The sequence below is a fragment of the Paracoccus shandongensis genome (assembly GCF_017315735.1).
GTDB lineage: Bacteria > Pseudomonadota > Alphaproteobacteria > Rhodobacterales > Rhodobacteraceae > Paracoccus > Paracoccus shandongensis.
This window is the reverse complement of record NZ_JAFLRK010000001.1, coordinates 104798-122203: the sequence shown is the minus strand read 5'-3', so window position 1 is coordinate 122203 and position 17406 is coordinate 104798. Positions and strand designations below refer to the sequence as shown.

21 protein-coding genes and 1 tRNA gene are annotated in these 17406 nt (G+C 68.3%); 15 read left to right on the top strand and 7 right to left on the bottom strand.

Translation table 11 applies throughout. The features are described from left to right. The first annotated feature begins 19 nt into the window (after nt 1-19). From JX613_RS00615 to JX613_RS00585, 7 genes are all read left to right on the top strand, one after another. Nucleotides 20-781 carry an NAD kinase gene (locus JX613_RS00615; protein WP_207099513.1) on the top strand — a complete coding sequence of 254 codons (762 nt, stop codon included), beginning with the start codon at nt 20-22 and terminating at the stop codon, nt 779-781. 64 nt (nt 782-845) lie between these two features. Next, on the top strand, nt 846-1862 hold the full coding sequence (gene alr, locus JX613_RS00610; protein WP_207099512.1) for an alanine racemase: 1017 nt from the start codon (nt 846-848) through the stop codon (nt 1860-1862). Continuing rightward, on the top strand, nt 1859-2623 hold the full coding sequence (locus JX613_RS00605; RefSeq protein WP_207099511.1) for an MlaE family lipid ABC transporter permease subunit: 765 nt from the start codon (nt 1859-1861) through the stop codon (nt 2621-2623). The genes alr and JX613_RS00605 overlap by 4 nt, the downstream gene beginning before the upstream one ends. Beyond that, entirely contained in the window at nt 2620-3333 is a 714-nt protein-coding gene (locus JX613_RS00600; RefSeq protein WP_207099510.1) for an ABC transporter ATP-binding protein, read from the top strand. Before JX613_RS00605 ends, JX613_RS00600 begins: the two co-directional genes overlap by 4 nt. A gap of 61 nt (nt 3334-3394) precedes the next feature. Next, nucleotides 3395-4471, top strand: a complete 1077-nt coding sequence (locus JX613_RS00595) for a PhoH family protein (protein ID WP_207099509.1) — start codon at nt 3395-3397, stop codon at nt 4469-4471. Beyond that, on the top strand, nt 4464-4958 hold the full coding sequence (gene ybeY / locus JX613_RS00590; RefSeq protein WP_207099508.1) for an rRNA maturation RNase YbeY: 495 nt from the start codon (nt 4464-4466) through the stop codon (nt 4956-4958). The genes JX613_RS00595 and ybeY overlap by 8 nt, the downstream gene beginning before the upstream one ends. After that, entirely contained in the window at nt 4958-5902 is a 945-nt protein-coding gene (locus JX613_RS00585) for a hemolysin family protein (protein WP_207099507.1), read from the top strand. Before ybeY ends, JX613_RS00585 begins: the two co-directional genes overlap by 1 nt. Here JX613_RS00585 and JX613_RS00580 read toward each other — a convergent pair. Together JX613_RS00580 and JX613_RS00575 are read right to left on the bottom strand one after the other, a co-directional pair. Then, complete coding sequence (locus tag JX613_RS00580; RefSeq protein WP_207099506.1) at nt 5899-6855, bottom strand: alpha/beta fold hydrolase; 957 nt, start codon at nt 6853-6855, stop codon at nt 5899-5901. The two genes, JX613_RS00585 and JX613_RS00580, sit on opposite strands and share 4 nt — an antisense overlap. Nucleotides 6856-6860: 5 nt before the next feature. Continuing rightward, nucleotides 6861-7145, bottom strand: a complete 285-nt coding sequence (locus JX613_RS00575; RefSeq protein WP_207099505.1) for an SCP2 sterol-binding domain-containing protein — start codon at nt 7143-7145, stop codon at nt 6861-6863. Between the two features lie 188 nt (nt 7146-7333). On the opposite strand from JX613_RS00575, the gene JX613_RS00570 reads away from it, so the two are divergent. The 8 genes from JX613_RS00570 (at nt 7334) to JX613_RS00535 (ending at nt 13392) form a co-directional block, all read left to right on the top strand. Then, nucleotides 7334-7801 (top strand): tetratricopeptide repeat protein, encoded by a 468-nt coding sequence (locus tag JX613_RS00570; protein WP_237168261.1) that lies wholly within the window; start codon nt 7334-7336, stop codon nt 7799-7801. Between the two features lie 9 nt (nt 7802-7810). Beyond that, complete coding sequence (locus JX613_RS00565; RefSeq protein ID WP_419538801.1) at nt 7811-10747, top strand: helicase-related protein; 2937 nt, start codon at nt 7811-7813, stop codon at nt 10745-10747. Next, nucleotides 10744-11034, top strand: coding sequence for a S4 domain-containing protein (locus JX613_RS00560; RefSeq protein ID WP_207099504.1), 291 nt, complete (start codon nt 10744-10746; stop codon nt 11032-11034). The genes JX613_RS00565 and JX613_RS00560 overlap by 4 nt, the downstream gene beginning before the upstream one ends. A 156-nt stretch (nt 11035-11190) precedes the next feature. Next, nucleotides 11191-11529, top strand: a complete 339-nt coding sequence (gene fdxA, locus JX613_RS00555) for a ferredoxin FdxA (RefSeq protein ID WP_207099503.1) — start codon at nt 11191-11193, stop codon at nt 11527-11529. Between the two features lie 325 nt (nt 11530-11854). Continuing rightward, complete coding sequence (locus JX613_RS00550; RefSeq protein ID WP_207099502.1) at nt 11855-12364, top strand: CarD family transcriptional regulator; 510 nt, start codon at nt 11855-11857, stop codon at nt 12362-12364. A 182-nt stretch (nt 12365-12546) separates the two neighbouring features. Next, a complete protein-coding gene (locus tag JX613_RS00545) occupies nt 12547-12933 on the top strand; it encodes a GNAT family N-acetyltransferase (protein ID WP_207099841.1) in 387 nt (128 codons plus the stop codon). 7 nt (nt 12934-12940) lie between these two features. Further along, nucleotides 12941-13276 carry an MliC family protein gene (locus tag JX613_RS00540; RefSeq protein WP_207099501.1) on the top strand — a complete coding sequence of 112 codons (336 nt, stop codon included), beginning with the start codon at nt 12941-12943 and terminating at the stop codon, nt 13274-13276. 39 nt (nt 13277-13315) lie between these two features. Further along, nucleotides 13316-13392: transfer RNA gene (locus JX613_RS00535), tRNA-Arg, on the top strand. 55 nt (nt 13393-13447) lie between these two features. Here JX613_RS00535 and JX613_RS00530 read toward each other — a convergent pair. The 5 genes from JX613_RS00530 to JX613_RS00510 form a co-directional block, all read right to left on the bottom strand. Further along, nucleotides 13448-13903: a DUF1236 domain-containing protein gene (locus tag JX613_RS00530; RefSeq protein WP_207099500.1), complete on the bottom strand. Its 456-nt coding sequence runs from the start codon at nt 13901-13903 to the stop codon at nt 13448-13450. Nucleotides 13904-13986: 83 nt separating this feature from the next. Next, a complete protein-coding gene (locus tag JX613_RS00525; RefSeq protein WP_207099499.1) occupies nt 13987-14955 on the bottom strand; it encodes a TRAP transporter substrate-binding protein in 969 nt (322 codons plus the stop codon). A gap of 3 nt (nt 14956-14958) precedes the next feature. After that, nucleotides 14959-16218: a TRAP transporter large permease gene (locus JX613_RS00520; RefSeq protein ID WP_207099498.1), complete on the bottom strand. Its 1260-nt coding sequence runs from the start codon at nt 16216-16218 to the stop codon at nt 14959-14961. Further along, entirely contained in the window at nt 16215-16757 is a 543-nt protein-coding gene (locus tag JX613_RS00515) for a TRAP transporter small permease (protein WP_207099497.1), read from the bottom strand. Before JX613_RS00515 ends, JX613_RS00520 begins: the two co-directional genes overlap by 4 nt. 4 nt (nt 16758-16761) lie before the next feature. After that, nucleotides 16762-17328: a cytochrome b gene (locus JX613_RS00510; RefSeq protein ID WP_207099496.1), complete on the bottom strand. Its 567-nt coding sequence runs from the start codon at nt 17326-17328 to the stop codon at nt 16762-16764. Nucleotides 17329-17406: the final 78 nt, after the last annotated feature.

Here is a 17406-nt window from a genome sequence, read left to right as displayed (position 1 = left end):
CCGCAAGGGGCAGGGCATCATGACGACACGGATCCACTTCACCGCCAGCGAATCCGAGGCGGCGCAACGGGCGCTGGCGGTGCTGACCGACCGCTATGGCGCGGTGGATCTGGACGGCTGCGAGGTGGTGGTGGCCCTTGGCGGCGACGGCTTCATGCTGCAAACGCTGCACGCGCTGACGGGGCGCGACCTGCCGGTCTATGGCATGAACCGGGGCACGGTGGGCTTCCTGATGAACGGCTATGCCGAGGGCGGGTTGCCCGAACGCCTGGCCGCGGCCGAGGAGACCGTCATCAACCCCCTGCGGATGCGGGCCATCCGTGCCGATGGGTCCATCCACGAGGCGCTGGCCATCAACGAGGTCAGCCTGCTGCGCGAAGGCCCGCAGGCCGCCAAGCTGCGCATTCATGTGGACGGCAGGATGCGCATGGCCGAACTGGTCTGCGACGGCGCGCTGATCGCCACGCCCGCTGGATCCACGGCCTATAACTATTCCGCGCATGGTCCGATCCTGCCCATCAATTCCGAGGTTCTGGCCCTGACAGCCATCGCCCCCTTCCGCCCCCGCCGCTGGCGCGGCGCGCTGCTGCCCAAGGGCGCGCAGGTGGAAATCGAGGTTCTGACCCCCGAGCGCCGCCCGGTCATGGCCGATGCCGATTCCCGGTCGGTCCGTCATGTGGTGCGCGTCCAGATCCGCAGCGCGCAGGACGTGCGCCACCGCCTGCTGTTCGACAACGGCCACGGGCTGGAGGAACGGCTGCTGCGCGAACAGTTCGTGTGATCCGGGCTGGCAGGGCCGCGCGATTTCTGCTTGAAGAAGTCCGACCATCACAGGACGGCCCGCCATGACCCTGCATATCGACCTGCAAGCCATTGTCGCCAACTGGACCGCGCTTGCCGCCAGGGCGCCCGGCGCCCGCGCCGCCGCCGTGGTCAAGGCCGATGCCTATGGCCTGGGCGCCGCGAAGGTCGCCCCCGCGCTGTATCAGGCCGGGGCGCGGGATTTCTTCGTGGCGCTGGCAAGCGAGGGTCGCGCGCTGCGCCCGCATCTGCCCGATGACGCCCGCATCAACATCCTGTCCGGCCATATGGAGGGCGCGGATCTGGCGGGCCTCGTCCCCGTCCTGAACAGCCCGGAACAGTTCTTCCGCGACCGCGCCATGCGCCCCGGCAAGCCCTTTGCGGTCCAGCTGGACACCGGCATGAACCGCCTGGGAATCGAACCCGGCGAATGGTCCGCCATCCGCGCCGAGGTTCTGGCCGCAAAACCCGATTTCATCATGTCACACCTGGCCTGCGCGGACGAACCGGACCACCCGGCCAATGCCGCGCAACTGTCCGCCTTCCGCGCCATGACCGAGGATTGCAACGTGCCACGGTCGTTGTCCGCGACCGGGGGCATCCTGCTGGGGCCGGACTATCACTTCGACCTGGTCCGCCCGGGCATCGGCCTTTACGGCGCGCTGCCCTTTGCGGATGGGCAGCCGGTCGCGCGCCTGTCGCTGCCGGTGATCCAGACGCGGACCGTCCAGCCGGGCGAGTTCGTGGGCTACAGCGCGACCTGGACGGCGGATGCGCCGCGCCGCATCGCCACGGTCGCGGCGGGCTATGCCGACGGGATTTTGCGCTCGATCTCCTCCTCGGGGATCAGCCTTTATGCGGCGGGAACGGCCTGTCCCGTCGTGGGCCGCGTGTCCATGGACCTGATCACGGCGGATGTGACGGGGCTTGCCGATGTGCCTGCGGAACTGGACCTGATCTGTCCCGAGCAACCCGTTGACCGGGTGGCGGAGTTTGCAGGGACCATCGGATATGAAATCCTGACCTCTCTCGGCCATCGCTACGACCGGACGTATCGGTGAAGCCAGTCCGGCTGACCGGCCGCGCCGCGCTGTCTCTGACGCGCGGCATCGGCGCCGTGACGCTGTTCGTGGCGCGCGGGCTGTTCCGCCTGCGGCCCTTTTATGCCCGCGCCTTCGGGGCGCAACTGGTCCAGATCGGCTGGCTGTCCCTGCCGGTCGTGGGCCTGACCGCGCTGTTCACCGGCGCGGCGCTGGCCTTGCAGATCCATTCGGGCGGCGCGCGCTTCCAGGCCAGCGACGTGGTTCCCGCCATCGTCGCCATCGGCATGGTGCGCGAACTTGGCCCCGTCCTGGGCGGGCTGATGGTGGCCGCGCGCGTGGCAAGCTCCATCGCCGCCGAGATCGGCACCATGAAGGTGACGGAGCAGATCGACGCGCTTGTGACGCTGTCCACCGATCCGATGCGCTGGCTGGTCACGCCGCGCCTCTGGGCCGCGATGCTGACCGTGCCCCTGCTGGTCGGCGTGGGCGACATCATCGGGATCGCGGGCGGCTGGCTGGTCGGCACGCAGTCGCTGGGCTTCAACTCGGTGGCCTACCTGGCGAACTCGGCCGCCTATCTGGAACGCTGGGACGTGGTGTCGGGCCTGCTGAAGGGCGCGGTCTTCGGGCTGATCGTCGCGGTCTGCGGCTGCTGGTTCGGGTTGCGGTCCGACCGGGGCGCGGCAGGCGTGGGCCGGGCCACGAAATCCGCCGTGGTCGCCGCCGCCGTGGGGATCCTGGCCGCGAATTTCGTGCTGACGGGGCTGTTCTTCGAATGATCCAGATCGCGGGGCTGCACAAATCCTTCGGGGCCAAGCCCGTTCTGGCGGGCGTCGATCTGGCCGTGGGGCAGGGCGAGAGCCTGTGCGTCATCGGCCAGTCGGGGACCGGCAAGTCGGTGCTGCTGAAATGCATCCTGGGCCTGACCGCGCCTGACGCCGGGCAGATCCTGTGGCAGGGCAAGCCGCTGGACGCGGCCACCCGCCCGGCCTTCCTGGCCCGTTTCGGGATGCTGTTCCAGGGTGCGGCGCTGTTCGACAGCCTGACCGTCTGGCAGAACGTGGCCTTCCGCCTGCGCCAGCGGATGCCGGACCGGCAGGCCCGCGCCATCGCCATCGAAAAGCTGGCCCGCGTGGGTCTTGGACCGGAAACGGCCGACCTGATGCCGGCCGAGCTGTCGGGCGGCATGGCCAAGCGCGCCGGCCTTGCGCGCGCCATCGCCGACGATCCGGCGGTGATCTTTTTCGACGAACCCACGACCGGGCTGGATCCGATCCGGGCGCGGCGCATCAACGGCCTGATCCGGGGGATCGTGACGGAAACGGGCGCGACGGCCATCACCATCACGCATGACATGGCCTCGGTCCGCACCATCGGCGACCGGGTGGCGCTGCTGCAGGACGGGCGCATCGCCTGGGACGGTCCGGTTTCACGGATGGATCACGCGGCGCCCCTGGCGGGGTTTCTGGGCAACACCTTGCCACTATGACCTTGTGCGAATCCCCCCGGATCGCCACCATTAGGACAAGACCCCTTTGCAGGAGAGAGATTTGGGCCTTACGCCTACGCCCCCCGTCGCGACCCCTTCGACCGAAACCCTGCTGGAATTTCCCGACAACCGGCTGCTGATCGACCTGTGCGGGGCCAATGACCGGCACCTTGCGCGGATCGAGGAAGCGTTGGGCGTCCATATCCTGCGACGCGGCAACCAGCTGGCCGTGGTCGGCACCCCCGAGGCGCAGGCCGAGGCCGCCCTGCTGCTGCGCGGCCTTTACGCGCGGCTGGAACAGGGCCGCCCCGTTTCCCTGGCCGAGGTCGAGGCCGCGTTGCGCATGGGCGTGGACGACACCGTCCCCACGACCCCCGCCGAGCAGATCGAGATGTTCGCGGCGGGCGATTACGAGTTGCGGACCCGCAAGAAGTCGGTCGAACCCCGCACCGACGCGCAAAAGGCCTATGTCCGCTCGCTGTTCCAGCACGAACTGGCCTTCGGCATCGGGCCTGCGGGCACCGGCAAGACCTATCTGGCCGTCGCGGTCGGCGTCACCATGCTGATCGGCGGGCATGTGGACAAGATCATCCTGTCCCGCCCCGCGGTCGAGGCCGGGGAACGGCTGGGCTTTCTTCCCGGCGACATGAAGGAAAAGGTCGATCCCTACATGCAGCCGCTTTACGACGCGCTGAACGATTTCCTGCCCGCCAAGCAGATGCAGAAGCTGATGGAGGAAAAGCGCATCGAGATCGCGCCCCTGGCCTTCATGCGCGGCCGGACGCTCTCCAACGCCTTCGTGGTGCTGGACGAGGCGCAGAACGCCACCTCGATGCAGATGAAGATGTTCCTGACCCGCCTGGGCGAAGGCTCGCGCATGGTCATCACCGGCGACCGCACCCAGATCGACCTGCCGCGCGGGATGCTGTCGGGCCTTGTGGACGCCGAACGCATCCTGGACGGGGTCAAGGGGATCAGCTTCAGCTATTTCACCGCCAAGGATGTCGTGCGCCACCCGCTTGTCGCGCGCATCATCACGGCGTATGACGCCGAGGATGCCGCGGCCCTGGCGCGCGGCGAATCAGAGGAGCCGCGCGGGCAATACGTCCCCCGCCGGGCGATGCGAGGCGATGCCTGACGACATATCCACCGATTGCGTCATCGAGGATGACCGATGGGAGACGCTGGGGCTTGAGGCCCTGGCCGAACGCGCCGTGTCCGCCGCGCTGCAATGGCACGGCGTCGGTGGCGAGGTCGTGGTCATGGGCTGCGACGATGCCCGCATCGCGGCCCTGAACGCCGACTTCCGGGGCAAGCCGCGCGCCACCAACGTGCTGTCCTGGCCCTCGGTCGAGCATGTGCCGCACGAACCCGGCGCCGTGCCCGACCTGCCGGACGAGGACGAACTGGGCGACATTGCCATCGCCTATGAGACCTGCCTGGCCGAGGCCGAGGCGCAGGGCAAGCCCGTCGCCCACCACGTCACGCATCTGCTGGTCCACGCCACCCTGCACCTGCTGGGCTATGACCACATGAACGACGCCGATGCGGAAACCATGGAAGCCGCCGAGCGTTCGATCCTGGCGCGGCTCAATATCCCCGATCCTTATCAAGAGAAGGTCTGATGAACTCCGAGTCTCGATTACCCAGCCAGCCCCTTGGTGCCGACGCCGCCTCGGAAGCGGACGGCACCGGAGGGGAAGGGCGGGATCTTCCCAGTTCGCGCGGTTTCCTGGGGCGCTTCTTCGATGCCCTGACCGGCGCGGACGATGACGCGGACGAGGCCGACGAAAGACCCGCCCAGGTCGTGCCCGGCATGGTCAACCTGCGGCGGATGCGCGTGGACGACGTGGCCGTTCCCAAGGCCGAGATGATCGCCGCGCCGGACACCAGCAGCCTTGACGACCTGGTTGCCCTGTTCCGCGAACACGGCTTTTCCCGCCTGCCGGTTTACGAGGAAACGCTGGACAGCCCGCTGGGCATGATCCACCTCAAGGATCTGGCGTTGAAGCACGGCTTTGGCGCGACCGGGGAATTCCAGCTTCGGCCCATGCTGCGGCCGCTGCTGTATGTGCCCCCGTCCATGTCCATCGGCGTCCTGTTGCAGCAGATGCAGCAAAAGCGCATCCACATGGCGCTGGTGATCGACGAATATGGCGGCGTGGACGGCCTTGTCACCATCGAGGATCTGATCGAGCAGGTCATCGGCGAGATCGAGGACGAGCACGACGAGGCCGAGGGCAGCCTGTGGGTGCTGGAAAAGCCCGGCCAATGGCTGATCCAGGCCCGCGCGCCGCTGACGGATGTCGAGGCCGAGACGGGGCTGGCCTTGGCCGATCCCGAACAGGACGAGGACATCGACACCCTGGGCGGGCTGATCTTCATGCTGGCGGGCCACCTGCCCGCGCAGGGCGAGGTGATCCCCCATGCCTCGGGCGCGGAATTCGAGGTAGTCGATGCCGACCCGCGCCGCATCAAGCGCGTGCGCCTGCGCCTTGCGGGCGCTGCGGCGGCCGAGAAGATCGAGCCGATGCACATCCCCCGGGCGCTGCCCACCGGAAGGGCCTAGCGCCCCGCAGCACCCCCGAACAGGGCCAGCGCCGCCGACAGGAAGGCGGCGCGATGGCCGGGGGCGCACATCATGATCTCGTGCCGGACCTCGGGGATCTCCAGCAGGGTGGCGCGGGGCCAGCGGGCCACCCGGTCGCGGATCGCGGTGGCCGAGACCACCTTTTCCTGGCCGCCCAGGCTGACCAAGGCGGGAATGTCGGGCGATTCCAGCCGCGACAGGCGCAGGCATTCGTTCAGCGCCTTGCCCACCCAGTCGAAGCTGGCCCCGCCCAGCGTCAGGTCGGGCCAGGCGGCGGCCTCGCGCAGCATGCGGCACCAAGCGTCGGCGTCGGTTGTCAGCAGGTTGGCGCTGAAGCTTTCGTCCAGGACATAGGTGCCCAGGGCGCCGCCGCTGCCCGGCGCGGGCCGCGCCCCCCGGCCCAGGCGGCCTGCCAGATAGGCCATGCCCACCGCCACCCCATGCGGCATCTGCCGCAGGTTGATCCCCCACATCGGCGCGGAAAAGGCAGCCGACGCGACCGGCAATCCCTGATGCAGCGCCGCCAGCCCGATGCAGCCACCCATCGAATGGGCCAGCAGATGCCAGGGCCGTGGCAGGTCCATGGCGGTTGCCGCCCTGACGACCTGGGCCACGTCGCGCTGATAGTCGGCAAACTGCCCGACATGGCCAAGCCGCGCGTCAGGCAGCAGGCGGTCCGACAGCCCCTGGCCGCGCCAGTCGATCGCCAGCACATCATACCCCGAGGCGGTCAGCGACTGCGCGACCCCGGCATATTTCTCGACATATTCGGTGCGGCCGGGGAACAGCAGGATGCTGCCCCGGCTGCCTGCTGTGGCAGCCCAATGGGCCAGCCGCAGCCTTACGCCATCGTCGGCCTGCACCCAGAACGCCTGCGCCGGGCGGGAGGGATCGCCCGGCAGCTGCCTGAAGGGGGCCGCCTGCGCCTGCATGGGGATCAGGACAGCGCCTGGCCCAGCTGCATGGCGACGCCCATCGACCCGTCGATCTTCAGCTTGCCCATCATGAAGGCGGTGGCAGGGTTGACGCTGCCGTTCAGGATGCCCTCGAACGTCTCGCGGCTGGCGAACAGCGTCACCTCGGCCTCCTCGTCGCCCGCGCGAACGCCGTTCTCGTCGATCATGATCGCGCCTTCGTTTTCGATCACGAACTTCGCGGTCGATCCGAAGCTGCCGATCTTCTCGTTCAGCTTCTCGACGGCGGCGTTCACAACATTGCTCATTTCAGGTCTTCCCCTTCCGATGGGACTGGCGCCCGTCCAGCGGGCTGGTTAAGATCCAAGATATGCGTCTGGTCCGCCACATTATCCATAATGTCGTTGCGGCAATCCGCCACCGAATAGTTACGTTTTTCCTTATTCTCCCGGTTGTGGCCCTGGCAACCGTGGCGGGTGCGCAAAACAGCCCCGACATGGACGCGCTGTTCCGCCGCCTGGCCGAACCCCAGGGCGAAGCCTGGCGCATCGCCGAATCGGACATCCTGCGCGAATGGTCGAAATCGGGATCGCCCGCGCTGGACCTGCTGCTGCAACGGGGCGAGGACGCCCTGGATAAGGGCGACATCCCCGCCGCCATCGGCCACCTGACTGCGCTGACCGATCACGCGCCCGACTTTCCGGCGGGCTTCCATGCCCGCGCCGCCGCCTATGCCAGCGCCGGGCAGTTCGGCCCCGCCTTCCAGGATCTGGCGCGCACCCTGCAGCTTGAACCCCGCTTCTTTCCCGCCCTGACCCAGTTGGGCGTCATGCTGGAGGAAACGGGCGAAACCGAACGCGCGCTTCAGGCCTATCGCGAAAGCCTGGCGATCCATCCCCACCAGCAAGAGGCGATTGATGGCGTCGCACGTCTGGAACGGCAGCAAGGCGGCACCGATATCTAGCCCATGACAATCCATGAACGCGGCCGGGTGACGGCCATCCTTGGCCCGACCAATACCGGGAAAACGCATTACGCCATTGAGCGGATGCTGGCGCACCGCACCGGCGTGATCGGCCTGCCGCTGCGCCTGCTGGCGCGAGAGGTTTATGACCGCATCGTCAAGGCGCGCGGCCCGTCCGTCGTGGCCCTTGTCACCGGAGAGGAACGGATCGTCCCCGACCGCGTGCAATACTGGGTCGCCACGACCGAGGCCATGCCCGACATCGCCGCCGATTTCGTGGCCATCGACGAAATCCAGCTTTGCGCCGATCCGGAACGCGGCCATGTCTTCACCGACCGCCTGCTGAAGATGCGGGGCCTGCACGAAACGCTGTTCCTGGGCAGCGACACCATGCGCCCGGCCATCGCGTCCCTGATCCCGGGCGTGCAGTTCCAGCGCCGCGACCGGCTGTCGCAACTGTCCTGGTCGGGGTCGAAGAAGCTGTCGCGGATGCCCGCGCGATCCGCCATCGTGGGCTTTTCCGTCGATGACGTTTACGCCATGGCCGAGCTGATCCGGCGCCAGAAGGGCGGCTGCGCGGTGGTCATGGGCGCGCTGTCGCCCCGCACGCGCAACGCCCAGGTCGCCATGTACCAGGCGGGCGAGGTGGATTACCTGGTCGCCACCGACGCCATCGGCATGGGCCTGAACCTCGACATCCGCCATGTCGCGTTCAGCGCCACCCACAAGTTCGACGGCCGCCGCGTCCGTCCGCTGTTTCCGCACGAGATGGGCCAGATCGCGGGCCGCGCCGGACGGCACACCGAATCCGGCACCTTCGGCGTGACGGGCGAGGCCGAGATCCTGGACGAAGGCCTGATCGACGCCATCGAGAATCACCGTTTCGCCCCGATCCAGCGGCTGACCTGGCGCAATTCGGATCTGCAATTCGGCACCATGGACCGGCTGGTCGAAAGCCTTGAGGCGCCCTCGGGCCACGCGCTGCTGGGCCGGGGACGGGACGCCGACGACGTTCAGGCGTTGAAGACGCTGCGCGAGATCCCGGAAATCCGCGACCGGGTGCGGAGCGGGCAGGATGTCAAGCTGCTGTGGGATGTCTGCCGCGTGCCCGACTTCCGCGGCATCTCGCCCGCCGAACACACAACGCTGCTGGCGCGAATCTTCGGGTTCCTGCAGGATGGGGCGATCCCCTCGGACTGGCTGGGCAATGCCATAAAGCGCATCGACCTGACGCATGGCGACATCGACGCGATCTCGAAACGGCTGGCCTATATCCGCACCTGGACCTATGTCGCGCAGAGATCCGGCTGGGTTCAGGACGAAAGCCATTGGCGCGGCGAGACGCGCGCGGTAGAAGACCGCTTGTCAGACGCGTTGCACGCGGCGCTGACCCAACGATTTGTGGACCGGCGCACCTCGGTGCTGCTGCGCCGGCTCAAGCAGAAGGAGAGCCTTGTGGCCGAAGTGAACGACAAGGGCGAAGTGACGGTCGAGGGCGAATTCGCCGGCCGTCTGGAAGGTTTCCGGTTCCGCCCCGACCAGACCGGATCGGCGGACGAGGCCCGGATGCTGAACCGCGCCAGCTACGAGGCGCTGCGCCCCGAGTTCCACCTGCGCGCCGACCGCTTTTACAACGCCCCCGACACGGAACTGGACTATACCGAACAGGGCGGGCTGATGTGGGGCAATGCCGCCATCGGCAAGCTGGTGCGCGGATCGGACGCCCTGCATCCCGGCGTCGAGGTCTTCGTGGACGAGGAAGCCGGGCCCGAGATCGCCGAAAAGGTCAAGCGCCGGTTGCAGCACTTCATCGACCGCAAGGTCGCGGCCCTGTTCGAGCCCCTGCTGACCCTGCAAAAGGACGAGGCGCTGACAGGGCTTGCGCGCGGCTTCGCCTTCCGCCTGGTCGAGGCGCTTGGCGTCCTGCCGCGCGAAGGCATCGCGAACGAGGTCAAGGAACTGGACCAGGACGCGCGCGGCGCGCTGCGCAAGCATGGCGTCCGCTTCGGCCAGTTCACCATCTTCATGCCCGCGCTGCTGAAGCCCGCGCCGACCCGGCTGCGGCTGGTCCTGTGGTCGCTGGCCGAAGGGCTGGACACTTTCCCCGAAAGCCCGCCCCCGGGCCTGGTCACGATCCCGCATATCGCCGACGTGCCGGAACAGCACTACACCCTGTCGGGATACCGCCCGGCGGGTGAACGCGCGATCCGCATCGACATGCTGGAACGGCTGGCCGACCTGCTGCGCACCCAGGACACGCGCGGCGGTTTCGAGGCGAACCCCGACATGCTGTCGATCACCGGCATGACGCTGGAACAGTTCTCTCGCCTGATGGAAGGCCTGGGCTATGCCGCCGAGAAGGGCGAGCGGGCCAAGGTCAAGGCGGTTGAGGCGCCGGTCATGGTGCCCGCGCCCGAAGGCGAGGCATCCGACGCCCCGATGACCGAAGAAGAAAGCGTCCTTGCCGCCGAGACCCGCGCCCGCTGGGAGGCCGAGCAGGCCGAAAAGCGCCGCGCCGAGGCCGAGGCCGCAGGCGAGCCGGTCGAGGAAGCCGCGCCCGAGATGGAGGTCTTCTATACCTTCCGCTGGGCGCCGAAGCCCCGTCCGAACCGCCGCCCGCAGGGTGAAGGGCAGGGCCGCCGTGGCGGGCCGCGCCGCGACGGGGCGCAGGACGGCCCGCGCGAACCCCGCGCCGACCGGCAGGACCGGGGCGAACGCCCGGCCCATGGCGACCGTCAGGACCGGCCCGAAGGCGGGCGTCCCAACCGCGAGCGCCGCGAGGACCGCAACCATGGCGATGGGGGCAAGCCGCGCGGCAAGGACAACTTCAAGAAGGGCGGCAAGCCGCAGCACAACAAGCCTGCGACCTTCTCGTCCCGCCCGGAAAAGAAGGCCGATCCCGACAGCCCCTTCGCGATCCTGGCGGCGTTGAAGGACAAGAAGTGACCGACAGCCCGCCCGAACTTTCTAGCGGGCTGCGTCTGGACAAGTGGCTGTTCTTCGCGCGGGTCTTCAAGTCCCGCGCGATCGCTTGCGAACGGATCGAGGCCGGGGGCGTGCGGGTGAACGGCCAGTCCTGCAACAAGCCCGGCAAGCTGGTCCGGCCCGGCGACCGGGTGGTCGTTTCCGCCTTCGGCCAGGTCCGTGCGCTGGAGGTCACCGCGCTTGGCCAGCGGCGCGGCCCCGCGGCCGAGGCCCAGGGCCTGTATCACGAGCTTGGATCCGAAGGCTGATCGCGCCGGATTGCCGTTCAGCATTCGGGCAACCGCCCCGAACGGCTGTTTTGCCGCACCGCGATTTGCCCGAACGACGGTCTTTTCCACCACCGCAGCCTTGAATGATCGGGATGCCGGGCGTAACTAGCCCCTCGGACGGAAGTGGAGCCTGCGATGACCTATGTCGTGACCGATAATTGCATCATGTGCAAATATACCGACTGCGTCGAGGTCTGCCCCGTGGACTGCTTCTACGAGGGCGAGAACACGCTGGTCATCCATCCCGACGAATGCATCGACTGCGGCGTCTGCGAGCCCGAATGCCCCGCCGACGCGATCCGCCCCGACACCGAACCGGCCATGGAGGAATGGGTCGAGTTCAACCGCAAGTATTCGGAAATCTGGCCGGTCATCACCCAGAAGAAAGAGCCCCTGCCCACGGCGGCCGAAATGGACGGCGTGCCCGGAAAGCTGGCGAAATACTTCTCGGAAGCGCCGGGCGAAGGGGACTGATCCCGCCACCCGTGACGTTACGTCCGACGGGCCGCGCCTGAACGGCGGCAAGGCAATTCCTTGATCTGGCTGCATATCAGCCCCTTAGTCCGCCGCATGGCTGCGACCATCGAATTGCTTTTTTTAAAGCCGTTTTTGTGCTATCTTCCCCTCATATTCGCATCTGATGGGAGTCAGAGGCCCAAAGGATGTGCGCCCCCACTGCCGTTTTCCTGCCCTCTGCCGGGCGGAAACACCACGATGACCGAGATATGGACCGGAGGCGGCTTGGCCGCTTGCGGTTCTTTTGTGTCCTTCCCTGAAGGCACCACCTAGAGGAAGCCAGATGTCCAAGACCAAGAAAAACGAATTCCGCCCCGACGACTTCGTCGTCTATCCGGCCCATGGCGTGGGCCGGATCGTGTCGATCGAAGAGCAGGAAGTCGCGGGGCTGCGGCTGGAAATGTTCGTCATCTCGTTCGAGAAGGACAAGATGACCCTGCGCGTGCCCACCTCTCGCGCCTCCGAGATCGGCATGCGCAGCCTGTCGAGCCCGGACCTGATCGACCGCGCGCTGGAAACGCTGAAGGGCAAGGCGCGTGTCAAGCGCGCCATGTGGTCGCGCCGCGCGCAGGAATACGACCAGAAGATCAACTCGGGCGACCTGATGTCGATCGCCGAGGTGGTGCGCGACCTGCACCGCAACGACGACCAGCGCGAGCAGTCCTATTCCGAGCGCCAGCTGTATGAGGCCGCGCTGGACCGCCTGACCCGCGAAGTCGCCGCCGTCAGCGGCCTGGACGAGGGCGCGGCCCAGAAGCGCGTCGAGGAAGTGCTGCTGTCGCGCGCGGCCTGATCCCTTTTTCCCTCAAAGGGCGGCCCGGCGGCCGCCCTTTCTGCATCCGGTTGCGGGGCCGTCCCGTCCTTGCTAACCATGCGGCAACAGCCGAGGCCGCCGTGACAGAACCCCTTTCCTTTGCCCCCGAATCCCCGCTGGCGGGCGACCTGGACCTGCTGTTCCAGCGCCACGCCGCCGAGATGCACGCCGACACCCCGCCCGAATCGATCCACATGCTGCCGCGCGAGGCGCTGGTTTCCCCGGACATCGACTTCTTCGTGCTGCGCCGGTCGGGCAAACCTGTCGGCATGGCGGCGCTGAAACGCCTGGACGGCACCCATGCCGAGGTGAAGTCCATGCATGTCCTGGCCGAAGCACGCGGCGCGGGCCTGTCGCGGCTGATGCTGGACCGGCTGGTGGGTCATGCGCGCGGCGTGGGCCTGACGCGCCTGTCGCTGGAAACCGGCGCGCAGCCCAGCTTTGCCGCCGCCCGGGGTCTTTACGCGCGGGGCGGCTTTGCCGAATGTCCGCCCTTCGGCAGCTATTGCCCCGATCCGAACAGCGTCTTCATGACCCTGGCCTTGTGAGGAACCGATGATCCGCATCCTGACCCCAGCCTTGGCCTGCGCGGCCACGATGGCCCTTGCCCAGGGCGACGACCTGATCCCCATCACCTATCTTTGCGAACGCGGGGTGGAAATTCCGGTGGTCTTCGTGAGCCCCGACGACGGCGAGTCCTATGCGGTGGCGCGGATCGACGGCAAGCTGCTGGGGATGCGCCAGGTCGTCTCGGCCTCGGGCGCGCGCTATCGCAGCGGGGATGGCGCGGACGCCTATCAGCTGTGGTCCAAGGGCAACGGGGCGATGATCTCGTTCGGGGCGGACGGGCAGGACCAGACGCTTTTCCAGGACTGCCAGGCGCGCGAGTGACTTGCGCTTCGTCGCGCAATCCCGCAAGAAACGGCGCGTGGTCCCGTAGCTCAACTGGATAGAGCAGCCGACTTCTAATCGGCAGGTTGAGGGTTCGATTCCTTCCGGGATCGCCAAAACGCGACAGGCTGGCACAAGGGCCAGCCTGCCGGTCGTCCCGCGTGGCGGGTCTTATTCGTAGATGTGGATGATCTTGCGGCTTCCCGGTTCGACCAGGACCGGCTGGTCGTTCACATAGACATACTGGTATTGCGTGTTCGGCACGGTCTGCACCGGGGCGGTTTCCGGGATCACCGTGCCCACGGCAGGCCCGCCGTCCAGCACCACGGATTCGGTCCGATGCTCCAGCACATAGGTGCGGGTTTCGGGGGTCAGCGCGTCCTCGGACACGTCGCCCATCACCGCGCCGGCAAGGCCGCCCACGGCCGCGCCCACGGGGCCGCCCACCACGGCACCGGCAATCGCGCCCGAGGCCGCGCCGCCCATCGCGCCGCCGCCGGTGGTGGCGGGGTCTTGGGTCTGGACCTGCTGCACGGTGGTCGAGGGGGTCGTGACAACAGTCGTCTGGGCAAAGGCTGCACCGGTGGCCAGAGCGGCGGCGGTGGTCAGGCCAAGGATCGTCTTCATGGGATGTCTCCATTCATGATATGACAGACAAGCCGCGACGCCGCCCGGAAGTTCCCGCCCCCGGATCCGTGATCGCCCGTAACCTATTGCTTCGCCGACAGGCTGTCCCGCTCGGTTTCAAGTTCAACCAGCAGCGGTGTGCGGGCGCGCCATTCCCGGTACCAGCTTTCCACGGCATCGCCGAAGACCTCGGGGCCGACCTGTTGCAGCAGCGCACCGGCCTTGGCCAGCCTGGCGCGATAATCGGCGTCGATGCGCGGATAGGCCGCGCGGATCTCGGCCGTGGTCTCGGCCATATGGCGGGCGATCAGGGCGCGGTCCTCGTCGGAATAGGTCTGCCACTTGCGCCCCGAGGCCACGGCGAACATGGGAAAGATCATGTGCTGCGTGTCCAGGATCGCGGCGGAATGATCGTGGAAGCGGTTGTTCAAGGTGCCCTCCAGGTCGATCTGCATCCCGTCGATCTGGCCGTTGGTATAGGCGTCGAACAGGTCGGGCAGCGGCAGGGGCGTGGGCGCCGTTCCGGCGCGGGTCCAGAAGTCCAGTTCCTGCGCCAGAGGCACGGTGCGGATCTTGCGGCCCGCCAGCGTCTGCCCTTGGGCCACGGGGTCGGACACCAGCACAATGCGCATCCCGGCCATGCCAAGCCCAAGCCCCTTCAGCCCAAGCGCGCCCAGCTTGTCCTGCAAGGCGGCCGCGGTCTTGCCCTCCAGCAGCCGGGCGGCGGTTTCGGCGTCCGGCACCAGATAGGGCGCGACCAGGATGCCGAAGTCGGGATCGCGGTTCGCAAGCTCTCCCACCGTCAGGAAGGCGAAATCCAGCGCGCCTGCCTGCAACTGCTGCAGCATCTGCGCCTCGTTCCCCAACTGGCCCGAGGGGAAGACGGCCAGGTCCAGCCGCCCGTCGGTTTCCGTGGCCAGCGTGTCGGCCAGGTGCTGCGCCGATTGCGTCCACTGGTGGGACGGCGGCGTGACCATGCCGATGCGCAGCGTCTCGGCGGACAGGGGGCTTGCCAGGAACAGCAGGCAGGCGGCGGCTTTCAGGATGGTCATGGGTCAGGTTCCGGCGTGAAGGGCGGCGGTGATGGACATGCCCGCCAGGACGGCCAGCATGGCGATGAAGAAGGGGGCCAGCAGCCAGGACAGCCGTTCCGCGCGCACGCCCGTCAGCAAGGATGCGGTGAACAGCCCCGCGCCCACCGGCGGCGACAGCAGCCCGAGCGCCAGGTTCGCGCACAGGATCACGCCGAAGGCCAGCGGGTCGATGCCGTAAACGCCGGTCGCGATGGGCAGCAGGACTGGGGCGGTCAGGATGATGGCGGGGATCGGCTCCAGCACGGTGCCAAGGGCCAGCAGCAGCAGGTTCAGCAGGATCAGGAACATCAAGGGCGTCCCGGCCATGTCCTGCACCCAGGCGGCGGCCTGCGCGGGCAGGTTGCCGAAGGTCAGCACCCAGGCCAGCACCTGCGCCGCCGCGACCAGATACAGCACCGCGCCCGCAGTCGCGGCAGTGCGCACCAGCGCCCCCGGCAGGTCGCGCAAGGACAGTTCGCGGTAAACCAGCCGCCCCACCAGGATCGCCGCGACGGATGCGACGGCCGCCGCCTCGGTCGGGGTGGCGATGCCGCCGAGGATCGACCCCACGGCGATGGCGGGCACCACAAGCGCGGGCAGGGCATCGACGATGGCCCGCAGCCGCGCCCCCATAGGCTGCGACGGCACGCGGGGCAGGGCATGGCGCCAGCCCAGCCAGGCGATCACCACGGCAAAGGCCGCGGCCATGGCAAGGCCGGGGATCACCGAGGCCACGAAGATCTCCGCCACCGGCACCTGCGCGATGGTGGCATAGACGATCAGGTTCATCGACGGCGGCACCACCGGCGCCAGCAGCCCCCCCGCCGCCGTGACCGTCGCGGCCACGTCGCGGGGATAGCCCGCGCGCTCCATTTCCGGGACGGCAAGCCGGGCCATCACCGTCAGCTGCGCCACGGTGGATCCCAGGATGGACGCCAGCATCAGGTTCGCCAGCAGGTTCACATGGGCCAGCCCCGCCCGCACCGGCCAGACCAGCGCCTGCGCCAGCGCCAGCAGCCGCCGCCCGATGCCGCCCGCGCCCATCAGTTCCCCCAGCAGGATGAACAGCGGCAGCGACAGCAGGCTGTAGCTTTCGATGCCCGCGAACAGTTGCTGCGCGAAGCCTTGCAGCAGGGCGGTGTTGCCGCCGTCCACGATCAGGATCATCGCCGTGGCGATCATGGCAAAGGCGATGGGCGCGCCAAGGCCCAGCAGCGCCAGGAAGGACAGGCCCGCCGTCATGCCCGCAGCGCCCCGATGTCCTGGTGCAGCGCGGCCAGGCAGTGGATCAGCGCCGTGACGCCCGTCAGGGGCAGGGCCAGCCAGAACCAGATCTTGCGCAGGCCTAGGGTGTTGGTCGGGTCGGTGTAAACGAAGTTGAAGCTCTGCTCGGCCAGGGCCGCCCCCGATCCCGCCCGCAGCAGGCCCGGCAGGTCGAACCAGCGCCACAGGATCCACGCCATCACCAGCAGGAAGGCCAGCACCGACAGGTCGGCCAGCAGCGCCAGCACGGCCCGGCCGCGCGGCCCAAGCCGGTCGGGCAGCAACCCGATGGCCATGTGGCCCTTCATCGCGATCCCCAGCGAGGCGCCGACAAGGGCCAGCACCACCATCAGATGCACGGCCAGCTCATCCGTCCAGATCAGCGGGCGGCCTGCGCTGCGCGAGACGACATTCGCCAGCAGCAACAGCAGGATCGCGCCGACAAGGATGCCGCCCAGGGCGGCCTCGGCCCGCATGACGGCGCGGCTCAGCCGCTGCAAGGCGCTGCCCGGGGCCAAGGCGTCAGCCCCGCCGCCCGGCCATGCGCGCCAGCGTGCCGTCCCGCCACATCGCCTGGTGCAGCCCGACCATCAGCACATGGCCCGCGACCAAGGCCAGCAGGAACCAGCCCAGTTCCCCATGCAGCGCGCCCGCCAGGGTGCCGGTCCATTCGACAGGGGGTGTCCTTGCCGGAAAGATCTCGAACCCGAAGGGTGCGAAGGCGCGGTCCGACCCCCAGGCCCGCAGCAGCGCAAGGCCGGGAATGACCAGCATCAGCAGATACAGCAGCCCGTGTCCCGCCATTGCCGCCGTTCCCAGAAGCCCGCCGTCATGCGCCGGACGGTTGCGGCGGTTCGCCAGCGCCCAAAGCGCCCGCAGGATCACCAGCGCGAACAAGGCCGTGCCGACCGGGGCATGGCTGCCCACGAAGGGCGCCAGCCAGTCCTGCCGCCCATAGATCGCGCGCAGCCCCATGCCCGCGAACTGCCAAAGGATCAGGGCCGCCATGGTCCAGTGCAGAAGGCGCGTCACCTTGCCATAAACCTGTGGCGTATCGCGAAGCGGCACCCGGGGGGCGGCGTGGATCATGGCGTGACCTGTTCATCTGTTCGGGAAGGGCCGGCGGATGGCTGCAAGGGTTGGCTTTCCGCGGGCCTTTCCCGCCCT